We start from the raw sequence: 24,429 nt of genomic DNA on the forward strand, positions 1-24,429 counted from the left end.
CCACCTCAAAGAGAAAAGAAAAGGATGTTAAAAACCTTCAGCCGTAGTAGACAACGACGTCGAGCTGGTAGCTGGCCCAGCCAGAGGTGCTGTAGGCGTAAACGAGGAACTTCCAGGTTCCCGGTGCCGGGTTGAGGTACTCGACGTGCTCATAGCTGTTGTAGCTCTCGGAGCGGTCAACGAGGTTCCCGTTGGGGTCGTAGAGGTAGAGGTCGAGGTCGTGGAGGCTGGTGTCGAAGGTCAGGTCACCGGTTATCTTGGTGGCGCCGCTGTTGACGGTCATGGTGAAGCTGTCGCTGGTGTCCCAGAAGTCGTGGACGGAACCGGTGAAGGTCTGGCTGTCGGTGGTCGGCGTTGGGGTCGGGCTCGGGGCTGGGGTGGTTCCGGTGGACTGGCTGAGCGTGCCGTCGCTGACGACGTCAACCTGGTAGTTTGCCGCACCGCTGTAGCTGACGACCTTAACCGTCCAGGTCCCCGCGGCCGGGTTGTAGTAGCCGACCTTTTCGAAGCCGTAGTACTGGGTGTAGGAGTAGTCGACCTGGTTTCCGTTCGGGTCGTAGAGGTAGAGGTCTATGTCGCTGGCGCTGTTGTCCCAGTAGAGGGTTGCGGTGACAAAGGTGGCACCGCTGATGTCGAAGGAGTGGGTGGCGCTTCCCTTGTCTGCAACTGAACCGGTGAAGACGAGCTTGGCGTAGTTGTCGTAGTTTATGGCCTTGTAGACGTTGACCCTACCGGCACCGTAGGCGATGTCCGCTATCTCGGTCGGGGCGACTATGTCGGCCGTCTCGATGAGGGCGGTCTTTATCTTGTCCGGAGTCCAGGTCGGGTGGGCCTGGAGTATGAGTGCGGCAACACCGGCAACGTGCGGGGTCGCCATGCTGGTTCCTGAGGCCTTGGTGTAGTAGTTGTCTATCGGGGTGCCCATGCTGGTTCCGCTGGCCCTCGGGGCGATGATGTCAACACCCGGGGCAACGACTTCCGGCTTGAGCCTTCCGTCGGCGGTCGGTCCCCTGCTGGAGAAGCTGGCTATGGTGTCGGTGCTGTCCACCGCTCCGACCGTTATGACCTTGTCAGCGGCGGCCGGAGAGCCGACGGTGTAGGTGTTGGGCCCGCTGTTGCCCGCGGCGACGCAAACGACGAGGCCGGCGGCCCAGGCGTTGTTCACCGCCTGGCTGAGGGAGTCTGTTCCATCGGAGCTCTGGCTTGAGCCGAGGGAGAGGTTGATGACCTTTATTCCGTACTTGTCCTTGTTCTGGACGACCCAGTCAACACCCGCGATTATGTCTGAGATGCTTCCTGAGCCGTCAGCGGCGAGAACCTTAACGCCTACGAGCTTAGCCCCGGGAGCGACGCCGATGTACTGCGAGTTGACCGCGCCGGTGCCGGCAACTATGCCGGCAACGTGGGTTCCGTGTCCGTTGTCATCGTAGGGGGTGGTCTTGCCGTTGACGACATCGTACCATCCAATGACCTTACCCTGGAGGTCCGGGTGGCTGGCGTCTATACCCGTGTCGATAATCGCAACAACGATACCGCTACCATCGTAGCCGAGGGAGTTCCAGACGGTGTCAGCCCCTATCTGGGCAACGGAAGTAGCATCGGAAACCTGAACCTTGTAGTCCTCCTGGATGAACTTTATTCCGGAGACCTTGGTGTTGCCGAAGAAGCCGGTGTCGATCATGCCGGCGATGAGGAGCAGATCCCTGACCTTCATCTTGACCGCAACTGCGGGGATTATCTTGTAGGAGTACTTAACCTGTGCTCCCATGGTTTTCAGTATCCTCATGGCCCTGTCCCTGTCCTGGGGACTGCCGAACATTATAACCGTGCTGATCTCCTGGTTCCAGTTCATCCCCTGAACCTTTTTGAACAGTCCGGGGGTCATGAGCCCGTAGTTCTTCTGCTGGATGCCCGTGTTCCTAACGACGGGCTTCGTTGGTGCAGCAGCTGCCATTCCTGCCACAAGGCCTATCAGGAAAAGGGCCAGCACAACAGCCTTCCATCCCTTCATTTTTAGACACCTCGATTCATGGACTGGTTTATTTCAGCATCGGGGCACTATGCCCGTCATCGAAGCACCATCTTGTGCATTGGCAATATAAACCTTTCGATTTTAAAACGTATTATTGCATATGCTACCGGGTAGGGGATTTTTTTGGAGTCATTCGTAAATAGTGAACACAACAAATCGTAAGTTGCAGACCGAAAAAACTGCAACAAAAGAGCATATCCTACAGCATTACGACACTGGATGCACGCGGAGTTTCAGAACGAAATGGGACAATAAAGGAAAACGGGGGAGGTCTTCAGAAGTCCTCCATTCCGAGCTCCTTGAGCTTCTCCTCCGGAATCCTTCCGTCCTCGGTCCAGCCGCGGAAGCGGTAGTAGCGCGGGAGCATCTCGGCAAGCCTGACGACGTGTCCCTTGTTGGGCCCCTGCCTGACCGGCTCTTCCAGGAGTCTCTTGGGCAGGGTGTCCTCCTTGAGCGGGTCGAGTCCGGCGCGGAGGCTGAAGAGCCTCTCGGCGTTCCAGATGCGCTCGCCTATCTTGAGGTACTCCTCGGTCGAGAGGTCCCATCCGAGGGCCGCGTTCAGCATGTCGCGGTAGTCGTCTGCGCCGAGACCGAAGGTCGTGAAGACACAGAGTCCTGCTGCGTCAATGAGTGCCGTGAGGTCCTGGAAGAGTATGACCATCTTGACCTTTTCATCGCCTATGTCGTGCGGATCCATCTTGTACGGGTAGCCGAGTATCTCTGGGCTTATCATGTACTGCTTGATGTGACAGCCGCCACGGTTGTTGGTGGCGTAACCGAGGCCGTGACCTTCAGCTCCACGCGGGTCGTAGGCTGGGAGCTCCTGCTTCTTGACGCCCATAAAGTATTCGACGCCGTTGTACCTCTCGGCCAGGCGGTAGCCACCTTCGGCGAGAACGTCTCCAAAGCCCTTCCTGTAGGCCATCTTCTCGATGTAGTAGTGGAGAACCTCAGTGTTGCCCCATCTGAACGGGGGAGCATCTTCGCCGAGGTCTTCCTGCTTCAGCAGGCCCTTCTCGTAGAGCTCCATGGCAGTAGCCAAAGTTCCACCGAGGCTTATGGTGTCGAATCCGTACTCGTCCGCGAGGTGGTTGGCCTCTATGATGCTGGCCAGATCGTTTATGCCGAGGTGGGCACCGAGAGCCCACGTGCTCTCGTACTCCGGTCCTTCGGTGACTCCAAGGGTCGGGAGCTTGTTTACCCTTCCACAGCCAATCGGACAGGCGTAGCACGGCTTGTTCCTTATCAGGTACTTGGACGCCATCGCCTCACCGCTCTGCTCCTCCGCGTACTCAAACTGGCTGTCCTGGAAGTTCCTGGTTGGATACAGACCGTTCTGGTTGATTATGTTGACGAGAACGGCCGTACCGAACTTGGGGAGTCCGCCTCCCGCGACGGGGTCGTTCTTGAGCTTTTCAATCTTCTCCTTAACAACGGAGGTGAACTTTGCCCTGTCGGCGACTTCAACGCGCTTGTGGCCTCTAACAACTATGGCTTTGAGCTTCTTGCTCCCCATGACCGCTCCAACGCCGCCCCTTCCAGCGGCGCGGTGCTCGTCGTTCATGACCGCAGCTATCCTTGAAAGGTTCTCTCCCGCCGGGCCGATGGAGGCTATGTGAACCTTGCTGTCCCCGACCTCTTCCTTGAGGGTCTTCTCGGTCTCGCTAACGACCTTGCCCCATATGTGGCTCGCGTCCCTTATCTCGACCTGGTCGTCGTTGATGTAGAGATAAACCGGGTGGTCCGCTTTGCCCTCAACCACTATGGCGTCCCAGCCTGCGAACTTCAGCTCTGCACCGAAGAAACCGCCCGAGTTGGCCATCGCTATATAGCCCGTCAGCGGGCTCTTGGTGATCACCATGTATCTGCCGCCGGTAGGGGCGGTTGTTCCGGTCAGTGGGCCGGTGGCGAATATCAGCTTGTTCTCCGGGCTGAAGGGGTCAACGGTTGCGTCCATCTCCTTCAGGAGATAATAGATACCGAATCCCCTGGTTCCCAGCCACTTCTTGGCGAAGTCCTCATCGAACTTCTCTTCGCTTATCTTGCCTGTGCTAAGGTTAACTCTTAAAATCCTCCCCCAATACGCGAACATGTTTCGATGCCTCCAGTAGTTCTCGGAATCATTTTTGTACATTGATGCTAATAAATTTGACGAAAGCAAAAAAACGAAACATTGATGTTATGATAAGCACATTAGTTTAACAAACGTAGATGCGGTCATTTTCGAACTTAAAAGTTCGCGGTCGATGTAAAAAACATTACAAAAAATATGAATTTAAATTCACCAAAATCCTTTCATGCCCTTCTCCGGTATCGGGCAGAGCACTATGCGCCTCGCCCAGAGGCAGTCCGCACAGCTTGGCCTGTTGCCCCAGCAGTCGGATTCGGTGTCCTGTACGAAGGAACATGATTCGTTCAGCGGACAGTCAGTGCAGCTTGGATACAGTGCGTTCTGGACCGTAAACCGGAACCAGCTGTAGTCCCTGCTGATCCATATCTCCGCCAGGCTTTTTTCTCGAACGTTGCCGAAGGAGTAAGCGTAAACCTTCTTTTCCCTGCCGAAGACTATCTCGGGGTACGTGTGGAGGAAGCGGTAGCAGGGTGCAACTTCCCCGTCCCATCTGATCACCGCAACTTTCTTCTCTATGAACTCGCAGTGCCTCTCCGTTCTCAGGGAGAACTCCGCTATCCTGTGGAGGTATCCGTGGTATATCGACTGGAGTTTGTTCACGATCGGAGTCATATCCACGGAACCGTCGTAGACTATCATTTCGGCGTGCTCTTTGGTTATTGGCAGGAGATTTGAGATGAGAAGCGTGTCAGCGCCGAGTGAACCAACGTAGTGTGCGACATCAACCAGCTCGTTGTAGTTTTCCTTCGTGACAACGACTTCCACGCCTATGTGGGGCACGTCCCTGCCGAGCTCCTTCTTTACTTCTTGTATTTTCCTGATCCTCGACCCTGTGTAGTCCGGCTTTATGTGGCCGATATCGACCGGCTGGGTTGGAACCGAATCGACCGAGAAGTACATGAGATCGACGCCAAGCTCCACAAGCTCTCTTATCCTCTCATCCGTCAAAAGGAATCCGTTGGTGCTTATTCCGAGGGCAAAACCGCGCCTCTTGACTTCCCTCACCATGTCCATGAACCTCGGGTGAACCGTCGGCTCCCCGATTCCCCCGAAGTATATCATCTCCAGGTTCGGAAGCTCCTCCGCATCGTCGAGGATCTTCAGGAAGAGCTCCCAGTCCATATCGCCCTCAGGGTCTTCCCAGTACTGCTTGAAGCACATCTCACAGCGGAGATTGCATCGGTTGGTTATTTCAATGTAGAGATATCTCAGATCAGGCTTTTTGGGAATCAGAACGAAAGCGCCGTTAAGCTCGAACTTGTGAGCGTCTTTCTCCAACGTAAACCACCTAAAGACGAAGTAAAACGACAGCCTTTATAACGTTTAGTGGACAGATATGGGCAGCTGGAGTAGGACATCCGGTAGGAGTTCAAGAAGCGGGTTGTGGTGCGGTGGCCGGGATTTGAACCCGGGTCACCGGCTTGGAAGGCCGGTGTCCTAGACCAGGCTAGACTACCACCGCACGCGAGAAGTGGTGGGGCGAGGGGGATTTGAACCCCCGACACCCGGATCTTCAGTCCGGCGCTCTCCCAGGCTGAGCTACCGCCCCACACCCAATGGATAGGGTAGAGGGCGAATTTATAAATCTTGCGGTGGGCCGAAAGCAGACCCACCCGGGAAAGGGAATCTGTGAGGGGGTGCTATATCTTTGGTTCGACCGCGTAGACCGTCCTGTCCTCGCCGAGAGCCTCCATAAGCCCACGGTGCCTCCTGACGCAGCTCTCGCACTCACCGCAGTGTATTGGCTTGCCATCCTCCGTAAAGCCCTTCGGCATGTAGCAGGAGTTGGAGTACTCGTATTTGGCGCCAAGCTCCTTCAAGAGCTTCGCTATGCCCCTCTTGTCGAGGTCTATGAGTGGAGCGACCACTTTGACCTCTGCCATCGTTCCGTATTTCAGCATCCCGTTCATCCTCTCCACAAACTCGGGTGTATTATCCGGGAACGTTGCTCCTTCCTCCGCGTTGAAGCCGACTATTATGTCCCCGCCTCCGAGGGCATCGAGGAGCGAAGCCGCGACCGCTATTAGGGCCACGTTTCTGGCGGGAACCCATACACTTTTCGCCGTTTCCTGTGCAACGTTCATGTCCTCAAGCTCTTCTCCGGTAACCCTTGGCGTCTCGCCTCCAACGAGGGTCGTCCCGCGGAGCTTTGAGAACTCCTCAAGGAAGTCGAGCCTTAGGATCTTCAGCGGAACGTCCAGCTCCTTCGAGAAGAACTCTGCAACTTTGTTCGTGACCTTCTCCTCGTTGCTTCCGTAGTTTACGGTGAGCATTATCACATCGTCGTAGTTCTTCTTCGCCCAGTAGAGGCAGGCTGTACTGTCAAGTCCGCCGGAGAACAACACCACCGCGCGCTTCATTCCAACACCTCCGGGAGTAGCTTAATCCCAAGTTTCTCGGCACGGTTTCTAAGCTTTTTGTCATAGCTTGCGAGAGTTCCGATTTCCTTAGCTATCGCGAGGATCACGGAGTCGTTGTAGTGCTTGAGACCGAGGTTTCCGAAGAGCCCAAAGGCCGAAAGTAAGTATTTCCTGTCGTCTGAAAGGGCAACCCTCTCGTTCAGGAGGATTTTTGAGAGCGTTCTTTCGGCCTCTTTTGGAGAAACTCCCGCAACGGCAAGGTTCCACACGAACTCGTACACTGCAATCGTCGGCAAAACGATTCTGTCAAGGGAATTTATAATGCTTCTCGCCTCTTTGTATCTCTCCGAGCTTCTGTTAACCGAATAGAGGAGCACGTTCGTGTCCACTACTGCTACTCCTCCCATTTCAATGCCTCCATGAGGGCTTTTCTGGCATTGTTCTCTATCTCTTCCGGCGTGAAATCCCTGCCCAAATCAATGCTCGGCCAGTCCATCTCGGCCTTTCTTATTACCACCTCGTTCCCCCTCAGCTCGACGGTGAGGTATTCGCCCTCCCTTATCCCGAGGGCTTTCCTAACCTCTGCCGGGATCGTTATCTGGTAGTTGCGGGTGACCTTTGTTATTGGCATAGTAGTTCACCATAGTATAGTAGGCTTTTCTACTATAAATGCCTTACTCCAGCGCCAAGCCAACTATATCCTTCACGCTCGAAAGGCCCTCGCTTTCGAGGTATGCCCTGATGCCCTCGTTTATCTCCTGGAACACTCCCCACCCGCGGAGAGAGACTGCCGTTCCAATTTGCATGGCGGAAGCCCCGGCAAGGAGAAACTCGACCGCGTCCTGCCATGTGGTTATGCCGCCTATTCCGATAACGGGGATTTCAAGCGTTCTCGCGAGGTCGTAGACCGCCCTCAATGCAACGGGTTTAACACCCGGGCCCGAGTAGCCGCCGACCCTGTTGCTCAGTATCGGCCTCCTCGCGTAGACGTCTATGGCGATGGCTTTCAGCGTGTTTATTGCCGAGACGGCGTCAGCTCCCGCCTTTTCAGCGGCCAGGCCAAGCTTCGTGATATCGTCTGTGTTGGGCGTCAGCTTCGCGATTACCGGCCTGTCGGTAGCGTCCTTAACGGCCTTCACTACCTCGTAGACCATCTCCGGCCTCTGGCCTATCTCCATACCGTAGCCCTTCGCATGGGGACAGCTGAGGTTCAGCTCGAAAGCATCCGCCACATCGCTCAGTTTTTCGGTGAGAAAGGCGAACTCCTCCGGCGTTCCTCCGAAAATCGAGACTATCAGGGGGAAGTCAAAGGTGTATCCTTCCACCATCTCCAGGAACCCCTTCCAGCCTGGGTTGGGAAGGCCCATCGCGTTTATCAGCCCGTAAGGAAGCTCTACGATGGTCGGATTGTCGTATCCATCTCTCGGTTCGATTCCGATGGACTTGGTAACGACCCCGCCGGCGCCCTCCTCGTGCGCCCTAATCCACTGTTCTGGAACCTTGTCGTTTACTCCAGATGCAAGAATGAGCGGGTTCTCAAACCTTATCCCGAAGAGCTTAACCTCAAGACTCACCATTTTGACACCTCAAAGGCAAAAGAAGCCGTCTACTATTAAGGTTTTTGCCGAAATTCTAGCGGCGGCGGGCGCGCCCGGGGGTGGGAACCCTCCACCGTTCCCTTCCACCGGGGCTCGCTCACCCCCGCTACCCCACGAGCGCCGAACGTCCCGCCTACCGCTGCTCCCTTCCGGGCCTGGCGGGGTTCGGCGGGCAAAGGGAGTTAGTCCGGCCCTCCAGCCGGACCCCGCCCACCGCCGGCCCCGTGGGACGAGGGATCACCGTTGTGCCCCGGCTTCCGGGGACGGCTTTGGGAACCGCCCCCCGGGCTTCGGCCCCGGCATATCGACGGTTTCCGGTTGCAGGGGACGCCGAACCCCCCGGCCTAGCCCGCCGCCAGCTAACTTATCCTTGGGCAGATATATAAAGCTTTGGTAGGTTGCAATGCCTCCAATAACCAAAGGTTGCCCACCATTGGATTGAAAAATTTTCATAAATTCATGAACGAATAGGTGCATGGGTGATACATCGTGCGCTTAACTGAGCATCCTGTTCTGCGTTTTGAGCGCGGCAGGGAGGTTACTATATATTTCAAAGGCCAGCCAATCAGGGCGTACGAGGGGGAGACCATTGCAACGGCCTTACACGCCGCTGGAATCAGGGTTCTCAACTATTCAGCCAACGAAAAGCGCCCCAGGGGTCTCTTCTGTGCGATAGGCAAGTGCTCCTCCTGTCTGATGGTCGTGAACGGAATCCCCAATGTCAGAACTTGCATAACCCTCGTCGAGGACGGAATGAGGATCGAGCCCCAGCACGGGAAGGCCAAACTGCCGAGGGAGGCTAAGCCCCCGGAGTTCAAGGAGGCAAAGGTAGTAAGGGCGGACATCGTGATAATCGGCGGCGGGCCGGCAGGCCTGATGGCGGCGATTCACACGGCCGATGCCGGGGCAAGCGTCGTTCTTTTAGATGAGAACCCGATGCTCGGCGGCCAGCTAGTCAAGCAGACCCACAAGTTCTTCGGCAAGCGGGAACAGTTCGCGGGAGTCAGGGGCGTGGAGATAGCCAGGATTCTGGAGGATGAAGTCAGAAAAAGGGAGAACGTCGAGGTCTTCCTCGGAACTTCGGCGGTGGGAATATTCCAGGAGGGCGACGAGAAGCTCGTCCTGGCCGTCAGGAACAACCGCGAGCTGATAGAGTTCCGGGGTAGGGCTGTAATAGTCGCCACCGGCGCGATGGAGAAGATGATTCCCTTCGAGAACAACGATTTACCGGGGATCTACGGCGCTGGGGCAATCCAGACGCTCATGAACACCTACGGCGTCAAGCCAGGCGACAAGGTTCTAATCGTTGGGGCCGGGAACGTGGGGCTTATTCTTGCCTACCAGCTCATCCAGGCCGGCGTCGAGGTGAAGGCGATAGTCGAGGCCATGCCAAAGGTCGGCGGCTACTTCGTCCATGCCGCCAAGGTCAGAAGGCTCGGGGTTCCGATACTCACGAGGCACACCATCCTGCGCGCCGAGGGGAATGAGAAGGTCGAGAGGGCAGTCGTTGCCCGGCTGGACGAGAACTGGGGGGTTATACCGGGAACGGAGAAGGTCTTCGAGGTCGATGTGATAGCCCTTGCCGTCGGCCTGAGGCCCAGCATCGAGCTCCTCCACCAGGCCGGCTGTCAGATAAGGTACGTCCGCGAGCTCAGCGGGCACGTGGCAGTTCGCGACGAGTGGATGGAGACCACCGTCAGAGGGATATTTGTGGCAGGGGACTCCGCCGGAATAGAGGAAGCCACAACTGCAATGCTCGAAGGAAAGATAGCTGGCATCGCCGCCGCCCTGAGGCTCGGCATAGCAGACGAAAGCTGGCTCAGGGAGATGGAGAAGGCCCAGAAAGACCTTTTGGAGTTCCGCTCCGGGCCCTTCGGCAGGCACGTGCTTGAGGGGATTAAGAAGGCCCTCGTTGGGGGTGTGTCCAGTGAGTGAAATTCCCGCCTATCTCAGAAACGGTTACATCACCCCGGAGGAGCTTGAAAAGTTCATTCCCCTGCCGAGCGAGGAGAGACTGAGGAAGAGGCCGGTGGCGATTCCGGAGTGCCCGCAGGAGATACCCTGCGCCCCGTGCAGGGAGATATGCCCCACCGGGGCGATAAGCATGCCCACCCCGAACGATCTGCCGATAGTCGACTACGACAGGTGCATCGGATGCTCCCTCTGCGTTCAGATCTGCCCCGGCCTGGCCTTCTTCATGGTGCACTACGTGGGCGACAAGGCAAGGATAACCATGCCCCACGAGCTCCTTCCGGTTCCCGAGAAGGGCGAGGAGGTCGTTCTCCTCAACAGGGTCGGCGAGCCGGTCGGAAGAGGAAAGGTGCTCACGGTCGTGCCGAGGGAGAAGAGCAAAGGCGATACCCCGATAATCATCGTCGAGGTGCCGATAGAGCTGGCCTGGGACGTCAGGGCTGTGAGAGTCGAGAGGTGATTGGGATGGGGGGAAAGAAAATCGTCTGCCGCTGTAACGACGTCACCGTTGAGGAAGTCGAGGCGCTCATCGATTCCGGCGTCACCGACATCGAGGAGCTCAAGAGGCTTCTCCGCATAGGAATGGGCCCCTGCCAGGGAAGGACGTGCATCCCAATAGTCCTCGGCATACTGGCCAGAAAGACCGGAAGGAGGCAGGAGGAGATACCGCTTCCGAAGGCGAGGGTTCCGATTCGACCCGTTCGCGTAGAGGTCATAGTGGGTGGTGCCGATGAGTAAAATCGCCGTAATCGGCGGTGGGATAATAGGCGTTGCCACCGCCTACGAGCTGGCCAAGCTCGGGGAAGAGGTAATCCTCTTCGAGAAGAATTACTTCGGCTCCGGCTCGACCTTCCGCTGTGCCACCGGAATCCGCGCCCAGTTCACTGACGAGGCAAACATCAGGCTGATGAGGTACTCCGTTGAGAGGTGGGAAGGGCTTGAGGAGGAGCTCGGCTTCGATATAAACTTCAAGCAGACCGGATATCTGTTCCTCGCGACGAGCGAGGATGAAGTTGAGGCGTTTAAGGCCAACATAAGGCTCCAGAACAGATTCGGTGTTCCAACGAGGCTCATCGATATGGAGGAAGCGAAGGAGATAGTGCCCATCCTCAACACCGAGCCTTTCCCAGCTGGAGCATGGAACCCGAAGGACGGCAAGGCGAACCCCTTCAAGACGCTCTTCGCCTACCTCTTCCGTGCTAAGGAGCTCGGCGTTGACGCGAGGGAGCACACCGAGGTTATAGGCTTCGAGCGCGAGGGTGATGCCATAACCGCCCTGAAGTTCAGGAGCAACGGAAAGGTCGAGAGCGTTAAGGTTGACGCCGTTCTGAACGCGGCCAACGCATGGGCGCCCATCATTAACGAGATGGCCGGCCTCAGCAGAGACCTCATACCCATCACTGCCTACAAACACCAGCTCGTCAAAACCGAGCCGCTCGAACCCGGCCAGGCCGAGCCGCTGGTCTGTCCCCCGAGCTGGAACGACGCCTACATAATCCAGGACGGGGAGGACGGCGGAATAATCTGCGGTGCCGGGATAGAGCACAAGGCCAAGAGCCTCGATGACTATGAGCCGACCTATGATTTCCTTCGCGGCGTTCTCAGCTATGCCGTCAGAATCGCCCCGCCGCTCCGCTACGCTCACGTCGTCAGGCAATGGGCGGGCTTCTACGCAAAGACGCCGGACAGCAATCCCGCCATTGGAAAGCTCCTCGAAAACTTCTACATAGCGGCAGGCTTCAGCGGGCACGGCTTCATGATGGCCCCAGCGGTGGCTCAAGCGATGGCCGAGCTGATTTCAAAGGGCCGGTCGAAGGTTCCGCTCGATTGGGAGTGGTACGACCCGTACCGCTTCGAGCGCGGCGAGCTGAGGAGCTCGGCATTCCAGATTGGATGAGCTTTTTATTCTTCCACTTTGAGGAGCTCAATTATTGGGATTCCCTGGAAGTCTTTATCAAGAGTTGCAAGCTTTGTTATTCCATTTTCGATCATGGAGCCGATTATCTTTGCGTCGTGGAGTAAAAGGCCGTACTTTTCGGCAATGCTGAGTGCAAGGAATATGTCGGGATCTTTGACAACCTCCATCCGATAGCTGGCGATGAATGACAGCACTTTCTCCGTTGATTTCTGGAGGATGGTTTTCCCCTGCTCCGTCTTCAGGAATCGTTTGAGATCGTGGATATTCTTAACTCCAAGCTTTGAAGCGTTTCTCCGCAGAGTTACGTAAACGCATTCATCAATGACGGTCTCAGAAACAGCGGGGTATTCCGAGAGCGAGATGAGTCTCAAGGCCTCTTCCGTTAGCTCGGTCTCAAAAATCAGGTTCAGCAATACGCTACTGTCCACCAAGGTCGCGGTACTCCTCAAGGTACTCACGGAGTTCCCTCCACGAGGCCTTTTCCCTCTCCACGCTTTTTCTCCCCATCGCCAGAGATTTTAGGGCCTGTGCCCGGGTGAAGATTTCGACCAGCTCGCCGATTGTTTTCCTGTCGGTTCCCTCCGGGACTCGCACCCGTATTGTGATCTCCATTTTTCACACCGGCATAGGTTCGCTCTCAATGTTGATAATGTTTTCGGAGTTTGACAGTTTAAAGGCAAGAAAAAGGTTATAAAGGGGCCTCGATTAGCATCGTGAGGGTCATCATGAGGATAGTCTTCGATATAGGCGGATCGGTTCTCGTTCCCGACGACCCGGACGTTGATTTTATCGGCAAGATGGCTTACGAGCTCATCAAGATAAGCGAGGATCACGAGGTGGCGGTGGTAGTCGGCGGCGGAAAGGTTGCCAGAAAGTACATCAAGGCCGCGAAGAGCTTCACGCCCAACGAGACTTTCAAGGACTACATCGGCATACACATCACCCGCGCCAACGCGATGCTCCTCATAGCGGCCCTGGGCGAGAAGGCCTATCCCTTCGTCATCCAGGACTTCCGTAAGGCCTGGGAGGTCATCCAGCTCAAGAAGATACCGATAATGGGCGGAACGCATCCGGGCCATACCACAGATGCCGTCTCTGCCCTGCTCGCCGAGTACCTGCAGGCCGACCTTCTGGTGGTCGTCACCAACGTCGACGGCGTCTACGACTCTGACCCCAGAAAGAACCCGAACGCGAAGAAGCTCGACAGGATAACCGTTGACCAGCTCGTTGAGATAGCGATGCAGGCCGAGAGCAAAGCGGGAGGAAGCGGCGTCGTCGATGCCTTAGCTGCCAAGTTCATCCAGCGCGGCAGGATAAGGACCTACATCGTGGGCAAGAAGGACGCCTACCACCTCTTCGACGTGGTCAAGGGCAGGCATAACGGGACTGTGGTTGAGCCTTGAGTCCTCGCAACCCTTATATATTTTGTCCGACTATTGTCCCACGGTGATTGAATGTCCACCACCGAGAAGATTTCAGTCCGTTTTCCTCAGGGCCTAATGCGGGAAATCGACGAGCTCGTGAAGAGCGGTGAGTTCTCAAGCAGAAGCGAGCTCATCAAGGAGGCTGTAAGGTTCTTTCTCCTTCACTACGAGTCCCCCGAAGAGCTCTGGGAGACCTACAAGCTCCTCGCGAGGGAGCGGAAAGTTCCGCCGGAAGAGGAAATCGAAAAGCTCCTTGAGGAAGTGGACGAGGAATGGAAGCGTTCAAGGTCGTCCTAGACACCAACGTTGTCATAACGGCCGCGATAAATCCCTTCGGGAGCTCTGGGAAGGTTATGGACTTGATTATCGGGAAGAGGGTTCTATCCTACACCTCGGAGGCGATACTTGAGGAGCTACGCTTCAAGCTGACGAGCGAGAAGGTTCTCAAATACCTTGAGAGCAGGGTTTATGCCCTTTGGGTTTACAGGATATTTCGGGCCTCGTCAATCCTCGTCGAGCCGGCCGAGCATTTTGAGGTTTCGTCTGATCCAGATGACGATAAGTTTTTTGACGCCGTGTATTCGGCCAGGGCTGATTTTCTGATAAGCCTCGACAAGAGGCACGTGCTGAAGCTGAGAGACGAGAGTAGAAAATTCGTTCTGAACAGGCACGAGTTTCTAATTCTAACGCCGGCCGAGTTCCTTGAGTTTGTCGAAAGGGATAAAAGCTTCAAGGAGTAGTTCGATTAGTGGGCGTCCATGTGCAGGATGGAACGCTTTGGGAACTGCGATCCCGAGACTAAGAATCAAGAGTACTGCATTTTCCACAAGCCGAACAAGAGTGAGGAGGAGGCGAGAGAATTTTGGGAAAAGTTTTTTGGTACGTTTAAACCAAAAATTGAGGAAAGAGAGGTAGATGGCAGGAAACAGAAAGTTCTTGTTTTTGAAAAGCCGATAGATGCAAAAGGGTTTGTTTTTCCTGATGTCCCCCAGAAGCCGATTAAGGTTCCCATAGGAGATTCTAAGAAAAACTTCTGTACTAGAGATGACTGCTTTGACTTTAGAGGAGCTGTTTTTAAAGAAGATGTGAGATTTGACGATGCTGTGTTTGGGCATATATCGTTTTATAGTGCCACCTTTGAGAAAGAGGCACACTTTGAAAATATCACCATGAGTTTTGAGGGTAGGAAACCGGTTTTTAGAAAGACGCACTTCAAAGGCAGGGCCTATTTTAACAATGCAACCCTGAAAAACGTGTGGTTTCAATTGGCCGTGTTTTCAGGAAGAGCGGAGTTCAATGGGGCAACATTGATTAATGTGTCGTTTGATTCAGCCAAATTTAAAAAACTGGCTAAGTTTGAAATGACAACTTTTGATGGTCTTACGAGGTTCTTTAATGCAGTTTTTGGCAGTAGTGAACTCTTTAAGAAAGCTCTAAACGAGGACATAAGGATAACAGTTGCTGATTTTACTGGCGCTCTCTTCAAAAAAACATCAATATTTGTGGGCTCACGATTTTGGGGAGACGTTATCTTTGATCAAGTTATTTTCGAGAGAACGGCTCTTTTTGCTCAGAAAAACGATATAGCTACCTGGCCCATGTTTTATGGTCTGGTGAGTTTTGCTAACTGCGATTTTAGGCAAGGAATTAGTCTCGTAACCCCTTCCGGCAAAAAAGATGTTATTAAAGATATCGAGGATCAGATAAAAGCACTGTTTTGTCGTGACTCTCTTACATATTACTACTCTCTTAGAGAGGCTGCAAGAGTTCAACGGTTGAGCTTTGAAAAAGAAGGAAAGCGCGATGAAGCAGATCAAATGTTTGTTGTAGAGATGCGTGCTCGGAGAAAGATTAGACTTCAACAAGCTAAAGCTCGAGGATTGAGGGCTACCTTATGGGCATTATTAATTAATTTTGGTGAGTGGGTCCTTGGAGATTTTCCTTCTAATTATGGCACTGCCTGGAGACGTCTCCTTGCCCTTGTGATGGGAATAATAGTTGGAAATGCAGTCCCATACACTATTTGGAGCCATCAGATTTATGGATTCCCAGAAACTTCAAATGCCCTTGTCCGCTTTGCCAACGCCCTCTATTACTCCCTCGTCACCTTCACGACCCTCGGTTATGGCGACATGCACCCAACAGGCTGGCTCAAAGCGCTCAGCGCTCTCGAAGCCCTAACTGGAGCCGTCTTCATGGCGCTCATCGTCGCCGTCATAGCCCGTAAGTGGATGCGCTGACAACCTTCGGTTAAAGCCAACTTTTTATACCTCTTCCCCCTTCTCTCTCCGGTGGTGTTCATGAAAGTCGTCGTCATCGGTTCTGGCACAGCGGGAAGCAACTTCGCGCTCTTCATGCGCAAGCTCGACAGAAAGGCCGAAATAGTTGTCATCGGAAAGGAGGAGACCATGCAGTACTCCCCCTGCGCCCTGCCGCACGTGATAAGCGGCACGATAGAGAAGCCGGAGGATGTAATAGTCTTCCCGAACGAGTTCTATGAGAAGCAGAAGATAAAGCTCATGCTCGGCACCGAGGTTAAGGCAATAGACCGCGGGAGGAAGGTCGTCATAACCGACAAGGGTGAAGTCCCCTACGACAAGCTTGTCTTAGCTGTGGGCTCGAAGGCCTTCGTCCCGCCGATAAAGGGCGTCGAGAACAAGGGGGTTTTCACGCTCAAGAGCCTCGACGACGTGCGCAGAATCAAGGCCTACATCGCCGAGAGGAAGCCGAAGAAGGCCGTTGTGATAGGCGCCGGCTTAATCGGCCTTGAGGGAGCTGAAGCCTTCGCGAAGCTCGGCATGGAGGTTTTAGTGGTAGAGCTCATGGACAGGCTCATGCCGACGATGCTCGACAGAGACACCGCCAAGCTCGTCCAGAAGGAGATGGAAGCCAACGGCGTTTCCTTCCGCTTCGGCGTTGGTGTGAGCGAGATAGTCGGCAGTCCGGTCAGGGCTGTTAGAATAGGCGACGAGGAAGTTCCGGCAGACCTAGTTCTCGTCGCCACCGGCGTCAGGGCAAACGTCGACCTCGCAAAGGCGGCAGGCCTTGAGGTGCACTGGGGCATAGTAGTTAACGAGCATCTCCAGACGAGCGACCCTGACATCTACGCGATAGGTGACTGCGCCGAGGTAGTCGATGGCGTGACCGGCGAGAGAACCCTCAGCCAGCTTGGAACGAGCGCCGTCAGAATGGCCAAGGTCGCGGCGGAACACATAGCCGGAAAGGACGTCGCCTTCAGGCCGGTCTTCAACACTGCCATAACCGAGCTCTTTGGCCTCGAAATAGGCACCTTCGGAATAACGGAGGAGAGGGCAAAGAAAGGGGGCATCGAGATAGCCGTCGGAAAGTTCAAGGGCTCAACGAAGCCGGAATACTACCCCGGCGGGAAGCCCATAACGGTCAAGGTCATCTTCAGGAAGTCCGATAGAAAGCTCATCGGCGCCCAGATAGTCGGCGGGGAAAGGGTGTGGGGCAGGATAATGACGCTCTCGGCTTTGGCCCAGAAAGGGGCGACCGTTGAGGACGTCGTTTACCTTGAGACAGCCTATGCCCCGCCGGTGAGCCCGACCATCGACCCGATAAGCATCGCCGCCGAGATGGCCCTTAGAAAGCTCCGCTGATGGCTTCTCCCTCCACTTTTCAGCAAACTTTAAGTTTACCCCCGTGAACTTGGGGGTTAGGTGATGGTATGAAGGGCGATGATCGGAATAGAATACTGCTTGGTCTCGGAACCGGCGTCCTGCTGGCTTCATCCCTCCGAATCTTTGTGGCAGGGGCATACTCAAGCCTCGAAAAGACTTTCTTCTACGGGATGAACTTTCCCTCCGGGCTTGGAATCCTCCTGCTCCTTCTCGCTGCGTTCCTCGTCGGAAGGATGAGCAGAAAGGCCGGCGCAGCCCTAATAGCGGCCTACGCAATAGCCGTTCTGATAACCGATGCAACCGAATACACGCACCTCGTGGCGGCCTTCGCCCTGCCGGTCGCTCTGGCCCTCGTCAAGGAGCTTGACATCAAATACCTAACCATGGGACTCGTCGCTGACCTGAGCCTCCGCGTCTTGGCGGTCGGAGCCGAGCCGGCTGACTTCCCCTACACGAGGGTTATCCTGGCGCTCTTCCTGTTCCTGGGAGCCTACGCCCTCTGGAAGGAACCCGGAACCCTCAAGAAGCCGGGCTTTGGCCTCTACGCCTTCGCCGCTCTGCTTGAGCTTGGACTCATCTACCCCAACGCGGTGATGCGCTATTCTGGAATGGCGGTCTACTATCTGCCCCAGTTCATAGGCTTCGCCTTCGTCATTGCTTTGGCCCTTCTCTTGGGGCCGTATCTCGCGAGAAAGCCGGGAATGGCCATGGTGCTCCTCATAATCGGCTCGGCAACGCTCTTCCTCAAGCCGCTATCGCTGTTCGGCCTTCCGATGGCTCTGGCCTCAACCATTGCCCTCGTCGAGAGCGCGAAGGGGAGCAGAGGGGGAGTCATCGGGGCCTTCTATCTGTTCCTCGTCGCTACGCTCGCTATCGGCGCCTACGTCGGCAGGGACATCGGTCTGCCCTTCATGGAGGACAGGCTTGAGGCCCTTATTTTAGCTGCCTCGATGATCTATGTTCTCTCCGCCTACGGGAAAAAGGTGGAAGTCAAACTTCCAAGCACAAGGGAGGTCGCCGGCCCCTTTGCTGGCTTGGCCCTTGCCTCTGTCATCGTTCTGGCGCTCTTCAATGCGGGGCCGACCTATGCAGAGGCCAAAAAAGACGTCCTGATCTGGACCTACAACGTCCACCAGGGTTTCGGCCCCTACGACGGAACCTTCAACGGCTACGAACTGGTTAATCTCTTGTCAGAGCAGAGGCCTGACATCTGGCTTGGCCAGGAAGTTGTGGGAGGAATGATAGCAAACGCCTACCAGGACGTGCCCCTCTTCGTCTCGGCCCACCTCGGCTACGCCTACGAGTACAAGCCGGCCGTTGAGGGAACATACGGTATAGCGGTCTTCTCACACTGGCACATGAATACCGTTGGCGAGCTCAACCTTGAGAGCGTCGGCCAGGTGAGGCCGGCCCAGAAGGTCTCCGTGGATGAGCTTGGGCTCACCATAGTGAACGTCCACATGGGGCTGAGCGAGGAAGAGCGCGCGATGCAGGCGGAAGAACTGCTAAAGTTCGCCGAGGCTTCACCAGTGGCTCAAATAATAGCGGGCGACACCAACGCCGAGCCTTACGAGAGGGCAATAGAGATACTCACACGCGACTACCGCGACGCCTTCCCCGAGAGACCGCCCTACACTTTCCTCTGGGAGCGCAACGGGGTGGTCGATAAGGAGAACATCGACTATATCCTGCTCAAAAAGGACTGGCCGGCGAGGGTCAGGGACTATGGCTGCCTCTGCGATGTTCTAGTGTCAGACCACAGGCCGGTGTGGGCGCTCATCGAACTGCGGTGAGGTTTTTTATTTTCTTCCCCAACTTTTCTCCATGCCGTCGCGGGTTAAGGTCAGCAGGCTGATGGCGTACATACTGCGCCACTCGCCGGAGGAGTTTGGGCTCAGGCCGGATATGGAGGGCTTCGTCCCGCTTGACGAGTTAATCGGGGCGCTCCGGACGGTCTATCCCGGCGTTACGGAGGAGCTCGTAAGGGAGATTGTTGAGAATGATCCGAAGGGGCGCTACGGGATTAGAGGAGATAGAATCCGCGCCCGCTACGGCCACAGCTTTGAAGTAAGGCTCAATCATGAGGAGGACAGGGAGTCAAGAATCCTCTACCACGGCACGCCGAGGAGGAACCTTGAGCTGATTCTGAGGGAGGGGCTTAAGCCCATGAGGAGACAGTTCGTCCATCTGAGCACGAGCAGGAGCGAGGCCATCGAAACCGGCAGGAGGCACGGGAGGGACGTTGTTATTTTAATTATAGATGCTGAGTGTCTGAGAAAAAGGGGCCTGGTGGTCTACAAAGCCGGAAGGAATGTGCGTATTGTGAAAAAAGTTCCACCGGAGTGCATAGTTTTGTGAATGCTTTTGAACAGAATTCCATAAAAAGACGTTGGAATTTTTTATATCGGCTGGAAAATCTTTATATATGACAACATAGAAAACCCCTCCGGTGGTTAATGGTGGATGTTGAGAGGGTATCCACGGGGATACCCGGACTTGACAAGATGTTGAACGGCGGGTTAATCTCTGGAAGGGCGTATCTCGTTAGGGGAGAACCCGGGCTCGGAAAGACGACCCTTTCCATTCAGTTCCTTATGGAAGGGGTGAGAAACGGAGAAAACGTGCTCTACATAACCTTTGAGGAGCCCCTTGTCCTTATTGAGAGGGACATGCGGGCGTTTGGCTTTCGCCTGGACGATCCCCTTTTCCATGGGATTGACGCGACCCCGGTGGGCAAAAAGACGCATATATTCGAGGACGTATACTATGAAAAATTTGCCCAGGGTTTTGAAAGGCTGTCCGCTGCGGTGGAGGAAAAAATACGCGAGAACAACATCCGCAGGGTCGCTGTGGATCCCATAACAATGCTGAGACTGACCGCAAAGAATGAGCTTGAGTATCGGAAGGCATTCCTGGAGTTCCTGAAGGTATTTATGCACCACGATGTGACGGTCATAATAACCTCAAGCATTTTGGGCGGGACTCCCGATGTGGAGGACTACCTTACCAGCGGCGTGATCGAACTTAGAAGGTATGGTGTCAAGGGGCGGGCTGTGAGGGGAATACAGATCCTCAAGTTCAGGGGCAGTGCATTTGATGAAGACATAAGGCCATACGGCTTTACCAGCAGGGGGATAGAGGTGTATTCTTCTGAGAGCCTTTACGCAAGGTGATTTCATGCTCCTGGGTATCCCTAAACTCGACAGGGTTATGGGTGAGGTCAGGGAAGGGGATGTTTTCCTTATAGAGACCGTGGGAAGCCTCGGGGTCGAGTTGCTTTCAGAGGTCATTTTGAATAACAGGGAAAAGCGGAACGTCTCCATAATTCTCCCAAAGGGGGCCTCAGAAAAAAGAGTCCTTCCTGCAGAGGGTACCGAGGTGATGGTTCTGGGAGAGGACGTCCACGCAGAGCGCCTTTATGAAATACTTCATCACATCAGAGAGCTTCCGGAAGGCTCGGTTTTGGTCGCCATCCGCCTCGATGTCCTCTTCCTTCTTCGTCCCAGAGAGGCGGTTTACATGTTCATGGAGGACCTCGTCAGCACCGTCCAGAAGAAAAAGATTATCCTGATAATGACTGTGGACAAGCGCAATGTGGACGAAAGGGATATGGCCGTGTTTGAGAACCTCGCCACGCACATCATCGATATCACTGAAATAGTAAAGGGCTTCAAAGTGATCCTTGTAATGCGTGTAAAGAAATCTCCAAAAGGAAGCACAGGCTTCTGTGAATTTGAAATAGAAGGGGGGAGGGTATCCATAAACGGCCCGCCGAATGCACTCTGAATCCAGTAATCTGTTTTGTAGGGGCGTTGGGAATATATTGTTGGTATTTCCCACGGGGAAACCCTATTATATATTCTCTCCAAAAAGTTCACGGGTGGAAGCATGTGCGATATTCTCGTGGCTACTCCCGAGGCCACCAAGGAAGGAATAACTCTCTTCGCCAAGAACAGCGACCGCGAGCCGAACGAGGCCCAGATACTTGAGTTCATACCGCGAACTAAACCCGAGGAGGAGAAGGTCAGGTTAACCTACGTGGACTTTCCGCAGGTGAAGGAGACCTACGCGGTAATCCTCTCCCGTCCCTGGTGGATGTGGGGCGCTGAGATGGGCGTAAACGAGTTCGAGCTGGCGATAGGCAACACGGCAGTCTTCACGAAGGTCAAGGTACCGGAGAAGGGAATAACCGGAATGGACATGATACGTTTGGCACTTGAGAGGACAAAGAGCGCGAAAGATGCTTTGGAGTTCATAACTGGCATCGTTGAGCGAGGTTTGCAAGGTGGAAACGGGAGCAAGAGCCACAAGCTCTACTACTTCAGCTCTTTCATAATAGCCGACCCAAAAGAGGCCTGGGTTCTTGAGACCGTTGGAAAGGAATGGGCGGCAAAGAAAATCGAGGGGGTCTATTCCATCTCCAACGCCCTCACGATTGGGAATGACTGGGACATGGCATCGGAAAGAATAGAGGCCCTCGCGAGAAATGGCTCCTTCAGCTTCGCGAAACACTTCTCGGACAGGTTTTACACCCACTTCGCCCATGGGAAGAAGAGGAGGGCCTTCACACTGGCAAAACTAAAGGAGAGGGAGGGCGAGATAACGCTCGAATACATGATGTCCCTTCTTCGCTCCCACTCCTTTGAGCCCTACCGCCCGGAGAAGGGCTCGATGAGAGACATATGCATGCACTACGGCGGCCTAACGAGGCCATCCCAGACTGCCTCTTCCCAGGTTTCCGAGCTTGGAAAGGGCCTCCACTGGTTCACGGGCACATCAAACCCCTGCCTGAGCATCTTCAAGCCGGTGAGCTTAGAGGGCGGCCTTCCGGACCTCGGAAAGGAACCCACCGACCGCTACGATCCCGAGGCATACTGGTGGCGCTTCGAAGCCTTCCACAGGAGGTTCCTGACGAACTACCGGAGCTACATCGAGGACTTCTCCCGCGAGAGGGATAGACTGCAGGCCGAGATAATAGAGAGGGCGCGGGAGGTCGAGAAAACTCCCGGGGATATGAAAGCTTTAACGGAGTGGGCCTTCAGGGAAGAGGCAAGGCTCCTCGAAAGGTGGGAGAAGATCGTGAGGCCCGGAAGGCTTCCATTCCTCTTCGGCAGGGCTTGGAAAAAGGTCAACGAGGGGGCGGGGCTGGAACTGTAGTCTCACCCCACGATATCTCCTATAACCTCGGCGATGCGGTAAATCCTCACGATGACCTTTACCCCTGCAACCCTGAGCTTCTTTATCGTCCCAACGCCCGAGTACCTAATGTGTCCGCGCTTGAGGGCATAGAACGCACTTCCCGCCGGATCGTCCGAGTCAAGGATAGCGTTGACTGTGCTCTCGTCGGTCCACACCCTCAGGGTTGGGTCTTCGAGTTTACCCTCCGAAAACTCGGTTATCCTGCCATCGGATGTGACGATGCCGATGTTAAGAACGCTGCCGTTATCCAGGGCAATCTCCAGCGCAATCCTCTCGTTGCCGGCCAGCATTCCGATGAATCCGGGCATTTCTTCCAGGTTTTCGTTGTAAACGTCCACATAGTCCCTTAGGCGGTCAAAGAGTGTCGGCTCGTAGCGTGGAACGTCCTCGTCTCCGGGGTACTCAAACTCATTCACGCCCCCCGTGCTTATCATGAGCCCGGTTATTGAGTACTTGATGAACATCTCCGGATCTCCGGACCACCCGACCTCAACGAGGTTTTCCTCCCCGAGAATCCCCTCATCCACGTAGTAAACGAGTTCGAAGGCATCCAGATCAGGCTCCCCATCGTATGCAATGATGGGCTCAACAAAGGCAAGCTCAAGTCTTTTACCGTTCACGTAGAGCACCACGTTGCCAAACATCTTTTCCCCGTATTCCATGACCTCCGGCGTCGCCTCAACGAGTATGCTCACGTAAGGCTGGTTGTCCGGGGACATCCTGAGGACTTCCAGGAACTCCTCATCAAGGTCCCATGAAATCTGCTCCGGACTTTTTGCAGTCTTTTTCGGCGGAACGGGAATTTTCACCGGGTCAACGATGTCCTTGAGCATGGAGAGCTCTATCCTCTCCCTGTTCCCGTGATCCGACACCCAGAACACGAGCTGCTCGTTTTTGTTCATCTTTTTGCTGACGTTCACAATCGCCTCATAGAGGGCCTTCTTTGTTCCCAGTCCGTCCACGTAGTTCGGAACGCTGGAGCCCCAGGGGGTTGTTTTCCCATCACCCGCGAGCACTATGATGTCTCCGTCGGTGAAGCCCTGCTTCTTGAGGGCGTCGTACATCCTCTGGAGGTTGTTCCAGTGCCTTCTTCTGTTTGCGTCTCCGGCAAAGAGTATGGCATGTTTGCTCGCCACGTCCGAGCCGTCAGCCTTCTTCCCTATCTTTATGCTGTCGCCATTCCCGATCGAGGTGTACTGGGGGGTCTCCTTGAAGCCCAAACCATAGGGGCCTCGTGAATCCTGCTGCTCTGCCCTTTTGGCAATCTCTTTCATCGTTGGGGCATCCTTACCCGTTCTCGCTAATTCTTCCCCAACTTCCTTGGGGTAGTAACCTTCCGGCTTTTTGAATCCCCTTTTCCCCATTTCGGGCCAGCTGGCCGGTGTGTATCCATCAGCAAGCCCCCATGCTGGCTCATCGTGCTTGGAGGCGCTCAAGAATGCCGCATCTCCAGTCCCCTTCAGCTTTTCTTTGAGGTCGTCAATCATTCCTCCGCCAAAGCACTGGTTGAAGATGAAGACCATGTTCGCGTAGCCCGTCCTGTTGGCTATCCACATATTTATCATGTTTGCAAGCTGCCAGTCGTAGATGTAGCCGCCGGAGCTTGATACCAGACTGCTTGCGTAGCTGGAGGGCTGGTCGTAGAAGTAGGAGCATTTTTCGGAATACAGAACCGCGGGGGTCACCTTGACCTCTATGAGTGCCTTCCCCTTGTCCAGCTTTATCTCATATACTCCGGGCTTTGTTACCGTTATGGAACCCGAACCGAGCTGTGTGTTTGAAAAAATGGTGTTGTGCTCCTCCATGCTGACCTCAACAGTTATCGGCTTTAGCGGAGAGCATTCCTTGTGGCTGTAGAGCAGCCGCTTTTTTATGTAGCCATTCTGGCCCTTCAGCGTGTCCCAGTCGTAGTAGAACATGTCGATTTTTCCGTCTTTGGTGCTGTGCCCGCTGTGCGTGACCTTATACGTGCCGATTATGTCCGCGTATCCGTTCGCCCCGTCGTCCATATCCTCGCTCAGTGACATGCCTATAAAATACACGTTTACCTGAACCGCTGGCTGACCGGGCGGGTCAAAATCGGCCTCCACGAACGGGGCCACAATCACCAGGGTGGCAAGAACAACCACCACTAACGAACCTTTTTTCACGTTTG

Annotated in this window: 24 protein-coding genes, 2 tRNA genes and 1 other RNA gene; 14 read left to right on the forward strand and 13 right to left on the reverse strand. The window is 54.9% G+C overall.

Annotation, left to right across the window (positions count from 1 at the left end; all coding sequences use genetic code 11):
• Positions 1-37: 37 nt before the first annotated feature.
• The 10 genes from NUS69_RS10860 to ffs all read right to left on the reverse strand — a co-directional run bounded on the left by NUS69_RS10860 (position 38) and on the right by ffs (position 8,476).
• Positions 38-2,011, reverse strand: coding sequence for a S8 family serine peptidase (locus tag NUS69_RS10860; RefSeq protein WP_258083741.1), 1,974 nt, complete (start codon positions 2,009-2,011; stop codon positions 38-40).
• Between the two features lie 295 nt (positions 2,012-2,306).
• Positions 2,307-4,124 (reverse strand): aldehyde ferredoxin oxidoreductase family protein, encoded by a 1,818-nt coding sequence (locus tag NUS69_RS10865; RefSeq protein ID WP_258083742.1) that lies wholly within the window; start codon positions 4,122-4,124, stop codon positions 2,307-2,309.
• A gap of 189 nt (positions 4,125-4,313) precedes the next feature.
• On the reverse strand, positions 4,314-5,441 hold the full coding sequence (locus NUS69_RS10870; protein ID WP_258083743.1) for a tungsten cofactor oxidoreductase radical SAM maturase: 1,128 nt from the start codon (positions 5,439-5,441) through the stop codon (positions 4,314-4,316).
• A 106-nt stretch (positions 5,442-5,547) separates the two neighbouring features.
• Positions 5,548-5,625: transfer RNA gene (locus tag NUS69_RS10875), tRNA-Gly, on the reverse strand.
• 10 nt (positions 5,626-5,635) lie between these two features.
• Positions 5,636-5,712 (reverse strand) — tRNA-Phe (locus tag NUS69_RS10880).
• 91 nt (positions 5,713-5,803) lie between these two features.
• Positions 5,804-6,523 carry a 7-cyano-7-deazaguanine synthase QueC gene (queC, locus tag NUS69_RS10885; protein WP_258083744.1) on the reverse strand — a complete coding sequence of 240 codons (720 nt, stop codon included), beginning with the start codon at positions 6,521-6,523 and terminating at the stop codon, positions 5,804-5,806.
• The gene (locus NUS69_RS10890; RefSeq protein WP_258083745.1) at positions 6,520-6,930 is read right to left on the reverse strand and encodes a PIN domain-containing protein; all 411 of its coding nucleotides are present in this window, start codon (positions 6,928-6,930) and stop codon (positions 6,520-6,522) included. The genes queC and NUS69_RS10890 overlap by 4 nt, the downstream gene beginning before the upstream one ends.
• Positions 6,918-7,154, reverse strand: a complete 237-nt coding sequence (locus tag NUS69_RS10895; RefSeq protein ID WP_258083746.1) for an AbrB/MazE/SpoVT family DNA-binding domain-containing protein — start codon at positions 7,152-7,154, stop codon at positions 6,918-6,920. The genes NUS69_RS10890 and NUS69_RS10895 overlap by 13 nt, the downstream gene beginning before the upstream one ends.
• Before the next feature lie 43 nt (positions 7,155-7,197).
• The gene (locus NUS69_RS10900; protein WP_407704638.1) at positions 7,198-8,100 is read right to left on the reverse strand and encodes a dihydroorotate dehydrogenase; all 903 of its coding nucleotides are present in this window, start codon (positions 8,098-8,100) and stop codon (positions 7,198-7,200) included.
• Between the two features lie 62 nt (positions 8,101-8,162).
• Positions 8,163-8,476: signal recognition particle sRNA (gene ffs, locus NUS69_RS10905), an RNA gene on the reverse strand.
• 134 nt (positions 8,477-8,610) lie between these two features.
• Between ffs and NUS69_RS10910 the strand changes: the two genes are divergently transcribed.
• The 4 genes from NUS69_RS10910 to NUS69_RS10925 are packed head-to-tail and all read left to right on the forward strand — an operon-like array spanning position 8,611 to position 11,989.
• A complete protein-coding gene (locus NUS69_RS10910; RefSeq protein ID WP_258083747.1) occupies positions 8,611-10,056 on the forward strand; it encodes an FAD-dependent oxidoreductase in 1,446 nt (481 codons plus the stop codon).
• Entirely contained in the window at positions 10,049-10,552 is a 504-nt protein-coding gene (locus tag NUS69_RS10915) for a 4Fe-4S dicluster domain-containing protein (RefSeq protein ID WP_258083748.1), read from the forward strand. The genes NUS69_RS10910 and NUS69_RS10915 overlap by 8 nt, the downstream gene beginning before the upstream one ends.
• 5 nt (positions 10,553-10,557) lie before the next feature.
• Positions 10,558-10,830: a (2Fe-2S)-binding protein gene (locus tag NUS69_RS10920; RefSeq protein ID WP_258083749.1), complete on the forward strand. Its 273-nt coding sequence runs from the start codon at positions 10,558-10,560 to the stop codon at positions 10,828-10,830.
• Positions 10,823-11,989, forward strand: coding sequence for an NAD(P)/FAD-dependent oxidoreductase (locus NUS69_RS10925; RefSeq protein WP_258083750.1), 1,167 nt, complete (start codon positions 10,823-10,825; stop codon positions 11,987-11,989). Before NUS69_RS10920 ends, NUS69_RS10925 begins: the two co-directional genes overlap by 8 nt.
• 5 nt (positions 11,990-11,994) lie before the next feature.
• On the opposite strand, the gene NUS69_RS10930 is transcribed toward NUS69_RS10925, so the two are convergent.
• Complete coding sequence (locus NUS69_RS10930; RefSeq protein WP_258083751.1) at positions 11,995-12,438, reverse strand: type II toxin-antitoxin system VapC family toxin; 444 nt, start codon at positions 12,436-12,438, stop codon at positions 11,995-11,997.
• Positions 12,428-12,622, reverse strand: coding sequence for a hypothetical protein (locus NUS69_RS10935; RefSeq protein WP_258083752.1), 195 nt, complete (start codon positions 12,620-12,622; stop codon positions 12,428-12,430). Before NUS69_RS10935 ends, NUS69_RS10930 begins: the two co-directional genes overlap by 11 nt.
• A gap of 113 nt (positions 12,623-12,735) precedes the next feature.
• On the opposite strand from NUS69_RS10935, the gene pyrH reads away from it, so the two are divergent.
• From pyrH to NUS69_RS10985, 10 genes are all read left to right on the forward strand, one after another.
• Positions 12,736-13,413, forward strand: a complete 678-nt coding sequence (pyrH, locus tag NUS69_RS10940; RefSeq protein WP_258085120.1) for a UMP kinase — start codon at positions 12,736-12,738, stop codon at positions 13,411-13,413.
• A gap of 51 nt (positions 13,414-13,464) precedes the next feature.
• Entirely contained in the window at positions 13,465-13,731 is a 267-nt protein-coding gene (locus NUS69_RS10945) for a ribbon-helix-helix domain-containing protein (protein WP_258083753.1), read from the forward strand.
• Complete coding sequence (locus NUS69_RS10950; RefSeq protein WP_258083754.1) at positions 13,707-14,174, forward strand: putative toxin-antitoxin system toxin component, PIN family; 468 nt, start codon at positions 13,707-13,709, stop codon at positions 14,172-14,174. Before NUS69_RS10945 ends, NUS69_RS10950 begins: the two co-directional genes overlap by 25 nt.
• Before the next feature lie 18 nt (positions 14,175-14,192).
• On the forward strand, positions 14,193-15,674 hold the full coding sequence (locus NUS69_RS10955; RefSeq protein WP_258083755.1) for a pentapeptide repeat-containing protein: 1,482 nt from the start codon (positions 14,193-14,195) through the stop codon (positions 15,672-15,674).
• A 60-nt stretch (positions 15,675-15,734) separates the two neighbouring features.
• A complete protein-coding gene (locus tag NUS69_RS10960) occupies positions 15,735-17,054 on the forward strand; it encodes an NAD(P)/FAD-dependent oxidoreductase (protein WP_258085121.1) in 1,320 nt (439 codons plus the stop codon).
• A gap of 68 nt (positions 17,055-17,122) precedes the next feature.
• Entirely contained in the window at positions 17,123-18,868 is a 1,746-nt protein-coding gene (locus tag NUS69_RS10965; protein WP_258083756.1) for an endonuclease/exonuclease/phosphatase family protein, read from the forward strand.
• A 31-nt stretch (positions 18,869-18,899) separates the two neighbouring features.
• A complete protein-coding gene (locus tag NUS69_RS10970; RefSeq protein ID WP_258083757.1) occupies positions 18,900-19,433 on the forward strand; it encodes an RNA 2'-phosphotransferase in 534 nt (177 codons plus the stop codon).
• Positions 19,434-19,531: 98 nt separating this feature from the next.
• Positions 19,532-20,248 carry an RAD55 family ATPase gene (locus NUS69_RS10975; protein ID WP_258083758.1) on the forward strand — a complete coding sequence of 239 codons (717 nt, stop codon included), beginning with the start codon at positions 19,532-19,534 and terminating at the stop codon, positions 20,246-20,248.
• Between the two features lie 4 nt (positions 20,249-20,252).
• Positions 20,253-20,861: a hypothetical protein gene (locus NUS69_RS10980; protein ID WP_258083759.1), complete on the forward strand. Its 609-nt coding sequence runs from the start codon at positions 20,253-20,255 to the stop codon at positions 20,859-20,861.
• A 102-nt stretch (positions 20,862-20,963) separates the two neighbouring features.
• The gene (locus tag NUS69_RS10985) at positions 20,964-22,232 is read left to right on the forward strand and encodes a C69 family dipeptidase (RefSeq protein ID WP_258083760.1); all 1,269 of its coding nucleotides are present in this window, start codon (positions 20,964-20,966) and stop codon (positions 22,230-22,232) included.
• 2 nt (positions 22,233-22,234) lie between these two features.
• On the opposite strand, the gene NUS69_RS10990 is transcribed toward NUS69_RS10985, so the two are convergent.
• The gene (locus tag NUS69_RS10990; RefSeq protein ID WP_258083761.1) at positions 22,235-24,406 is read right to left on the reverse strand and encodes a hypothetical protein; all 2,172 of its coding nucleotides are present in this window, start codon (positions 24,404-24,406) and stop codon (positions 22,235-22,237) included.
• Between the last annotated feature and the right edge of the window lie 23 nt (positions 24,407-24,429).

Origin of the sequence: Thermococcus thermotolerans (genome assembly GCF_024707485.1) — an archaeon.
GTDB lineage: Archaea > Methanobacteriota_B > Thermococci > Thermococcales > Thermococcaceae > Thermococcus > Thermococcus thermotolerans.

Bases quoted from the DNA above. Each gene is read 5' to 3' on its own strand.
- NUS69_RS10895 (WP_258083746.1), bottom strand. From the start codon at position 7,154: ATGCCAATAACAAAGGTCACCCGCAACTACCAGATAACGATCCCGGCA.
- queC (WP_258083744.1), bottom strand. From the start codon at position 6,523: ATGAAGCGCGCGGTGGTGTTGTTCTCCGGCGGACTTGACAGTACAGCC.
- NUS69_RS10950 (WP_258083754.1), top strand. From the start codon at position 13,707: ATGGAAGCGTTCAAGGTCGTCCTAGACACCAACGTTGTCATAACGGCC.
- NUS69_RS10965 (WP_258083756.1), top strand. From the start codon at position 17,123: ATGAAGGGCGATGATCGGAATAGAATACTGCTTGGTCTCGGAACCGGC.
- NUS69_RS10890 (WP_258083745.1), bottom strand. From the start codon at position 6,930: ATGGGAGGAGTAGCAGTAGTGGACACGAACGTGCTCCTCTATTCGGTT.
- NUS69_RS10960 (WP_258085121.1), top strand. From the start codon at position 15,735: ATGAAAGTCGTCGTCATCGGTTCTGGCACAGCGGGAAGCAACTTCGCG.
- NUS69_RS10900 (WP_407704638.1), bottom strand. From the start codon at position 8,100: ATGGTGAGTCTTGAGGTTAAGCTCTTCGGGATAAGGTTTGAGAACCCG.
- NUS69_RS10945 (WP_258083753.1), top strand. From the start codon at position 13,465: ATGTCCACCACCGAGAAGATTTCAGTCCGTTTTCCTCAGGGCCTAATG.
- NUS69_RS10865 (WP_258083742.1), bottom strand. From the start codon at position 4,124: ATGTTCGCGTATTGGGGGAGGATTTTAAGAGTTAACCTTAGCACAGGC.
- NUS69_RS10860 (WP_258083741.1), bottom strand. From the start codon at position 2,011: ATGAAGGGATGGAAGGCTGTTGTGCTGGCCCTTTTCCTGATAGGCCTT.
- NUS69_RS10925 (WP_258083750.1), top strand. From the start codon at position 10,823: ATGAGTAAAATCGCCGTAATCGGCGGTGGGATAATAGGCGTTGCCACC.
- pyrH (WP_258085120.1), top strand. From the start codon at position 12,736: ATGAGGATAGTCTTCGATATAGGCGGATCGGTTCTCGTTCCCGACGAC.
- NUS69_RS10980 (WP_258083759.1), top strand. From the start codon at position 20,253: ATGCTCCTGGGTATCCCTAAACTCGACAGGGTTATGGGTGAGGTCAGG.
- NUS69_RS10975 (WP_258083758.1), top strand. From the start codon at position 19,532: ATGGTGGATGTTGAGAGGGTATCCACGGGGATACCCGGACTTGACAAG.
- NUS69_RS10985 (WP_258083760.1), top strand. From the start codon at position 20,964: ATGTGCGATATTCTCGTGGCTACTCCCGAGGCCACCAAGGAAGGAATA.
- NUS69_RS10970 (WP_258083757.1), top strand. From the start codon at position 18,900: ATGCCGTCGCGGGTTAAGGTCAGCAGGCTGATGGCGTACATACTGCGC.
- NUS69_RS10935 (WP_258083752.1), bottom strand. From the start codon at position 12,622: ATGGAGATCACAATACGGGTGCGAGTCCCGGAGGGAACCGACAGGAAA.
- NUS69_RS10920 (WP_258083749.1), top strand. From the start codon at position 10,558: ATGGGGGGAAAGAAAATCGTCTGCCGCTGTAACGACGTCACCGTTGAG.
- NUS69_RS10955 (WP_258083755.1), top strand. From the start codon at position 14,193: ATGTGCAGGATGGAACGCTTTGGGAACTGCGATCCCGAGACTAAGAAT.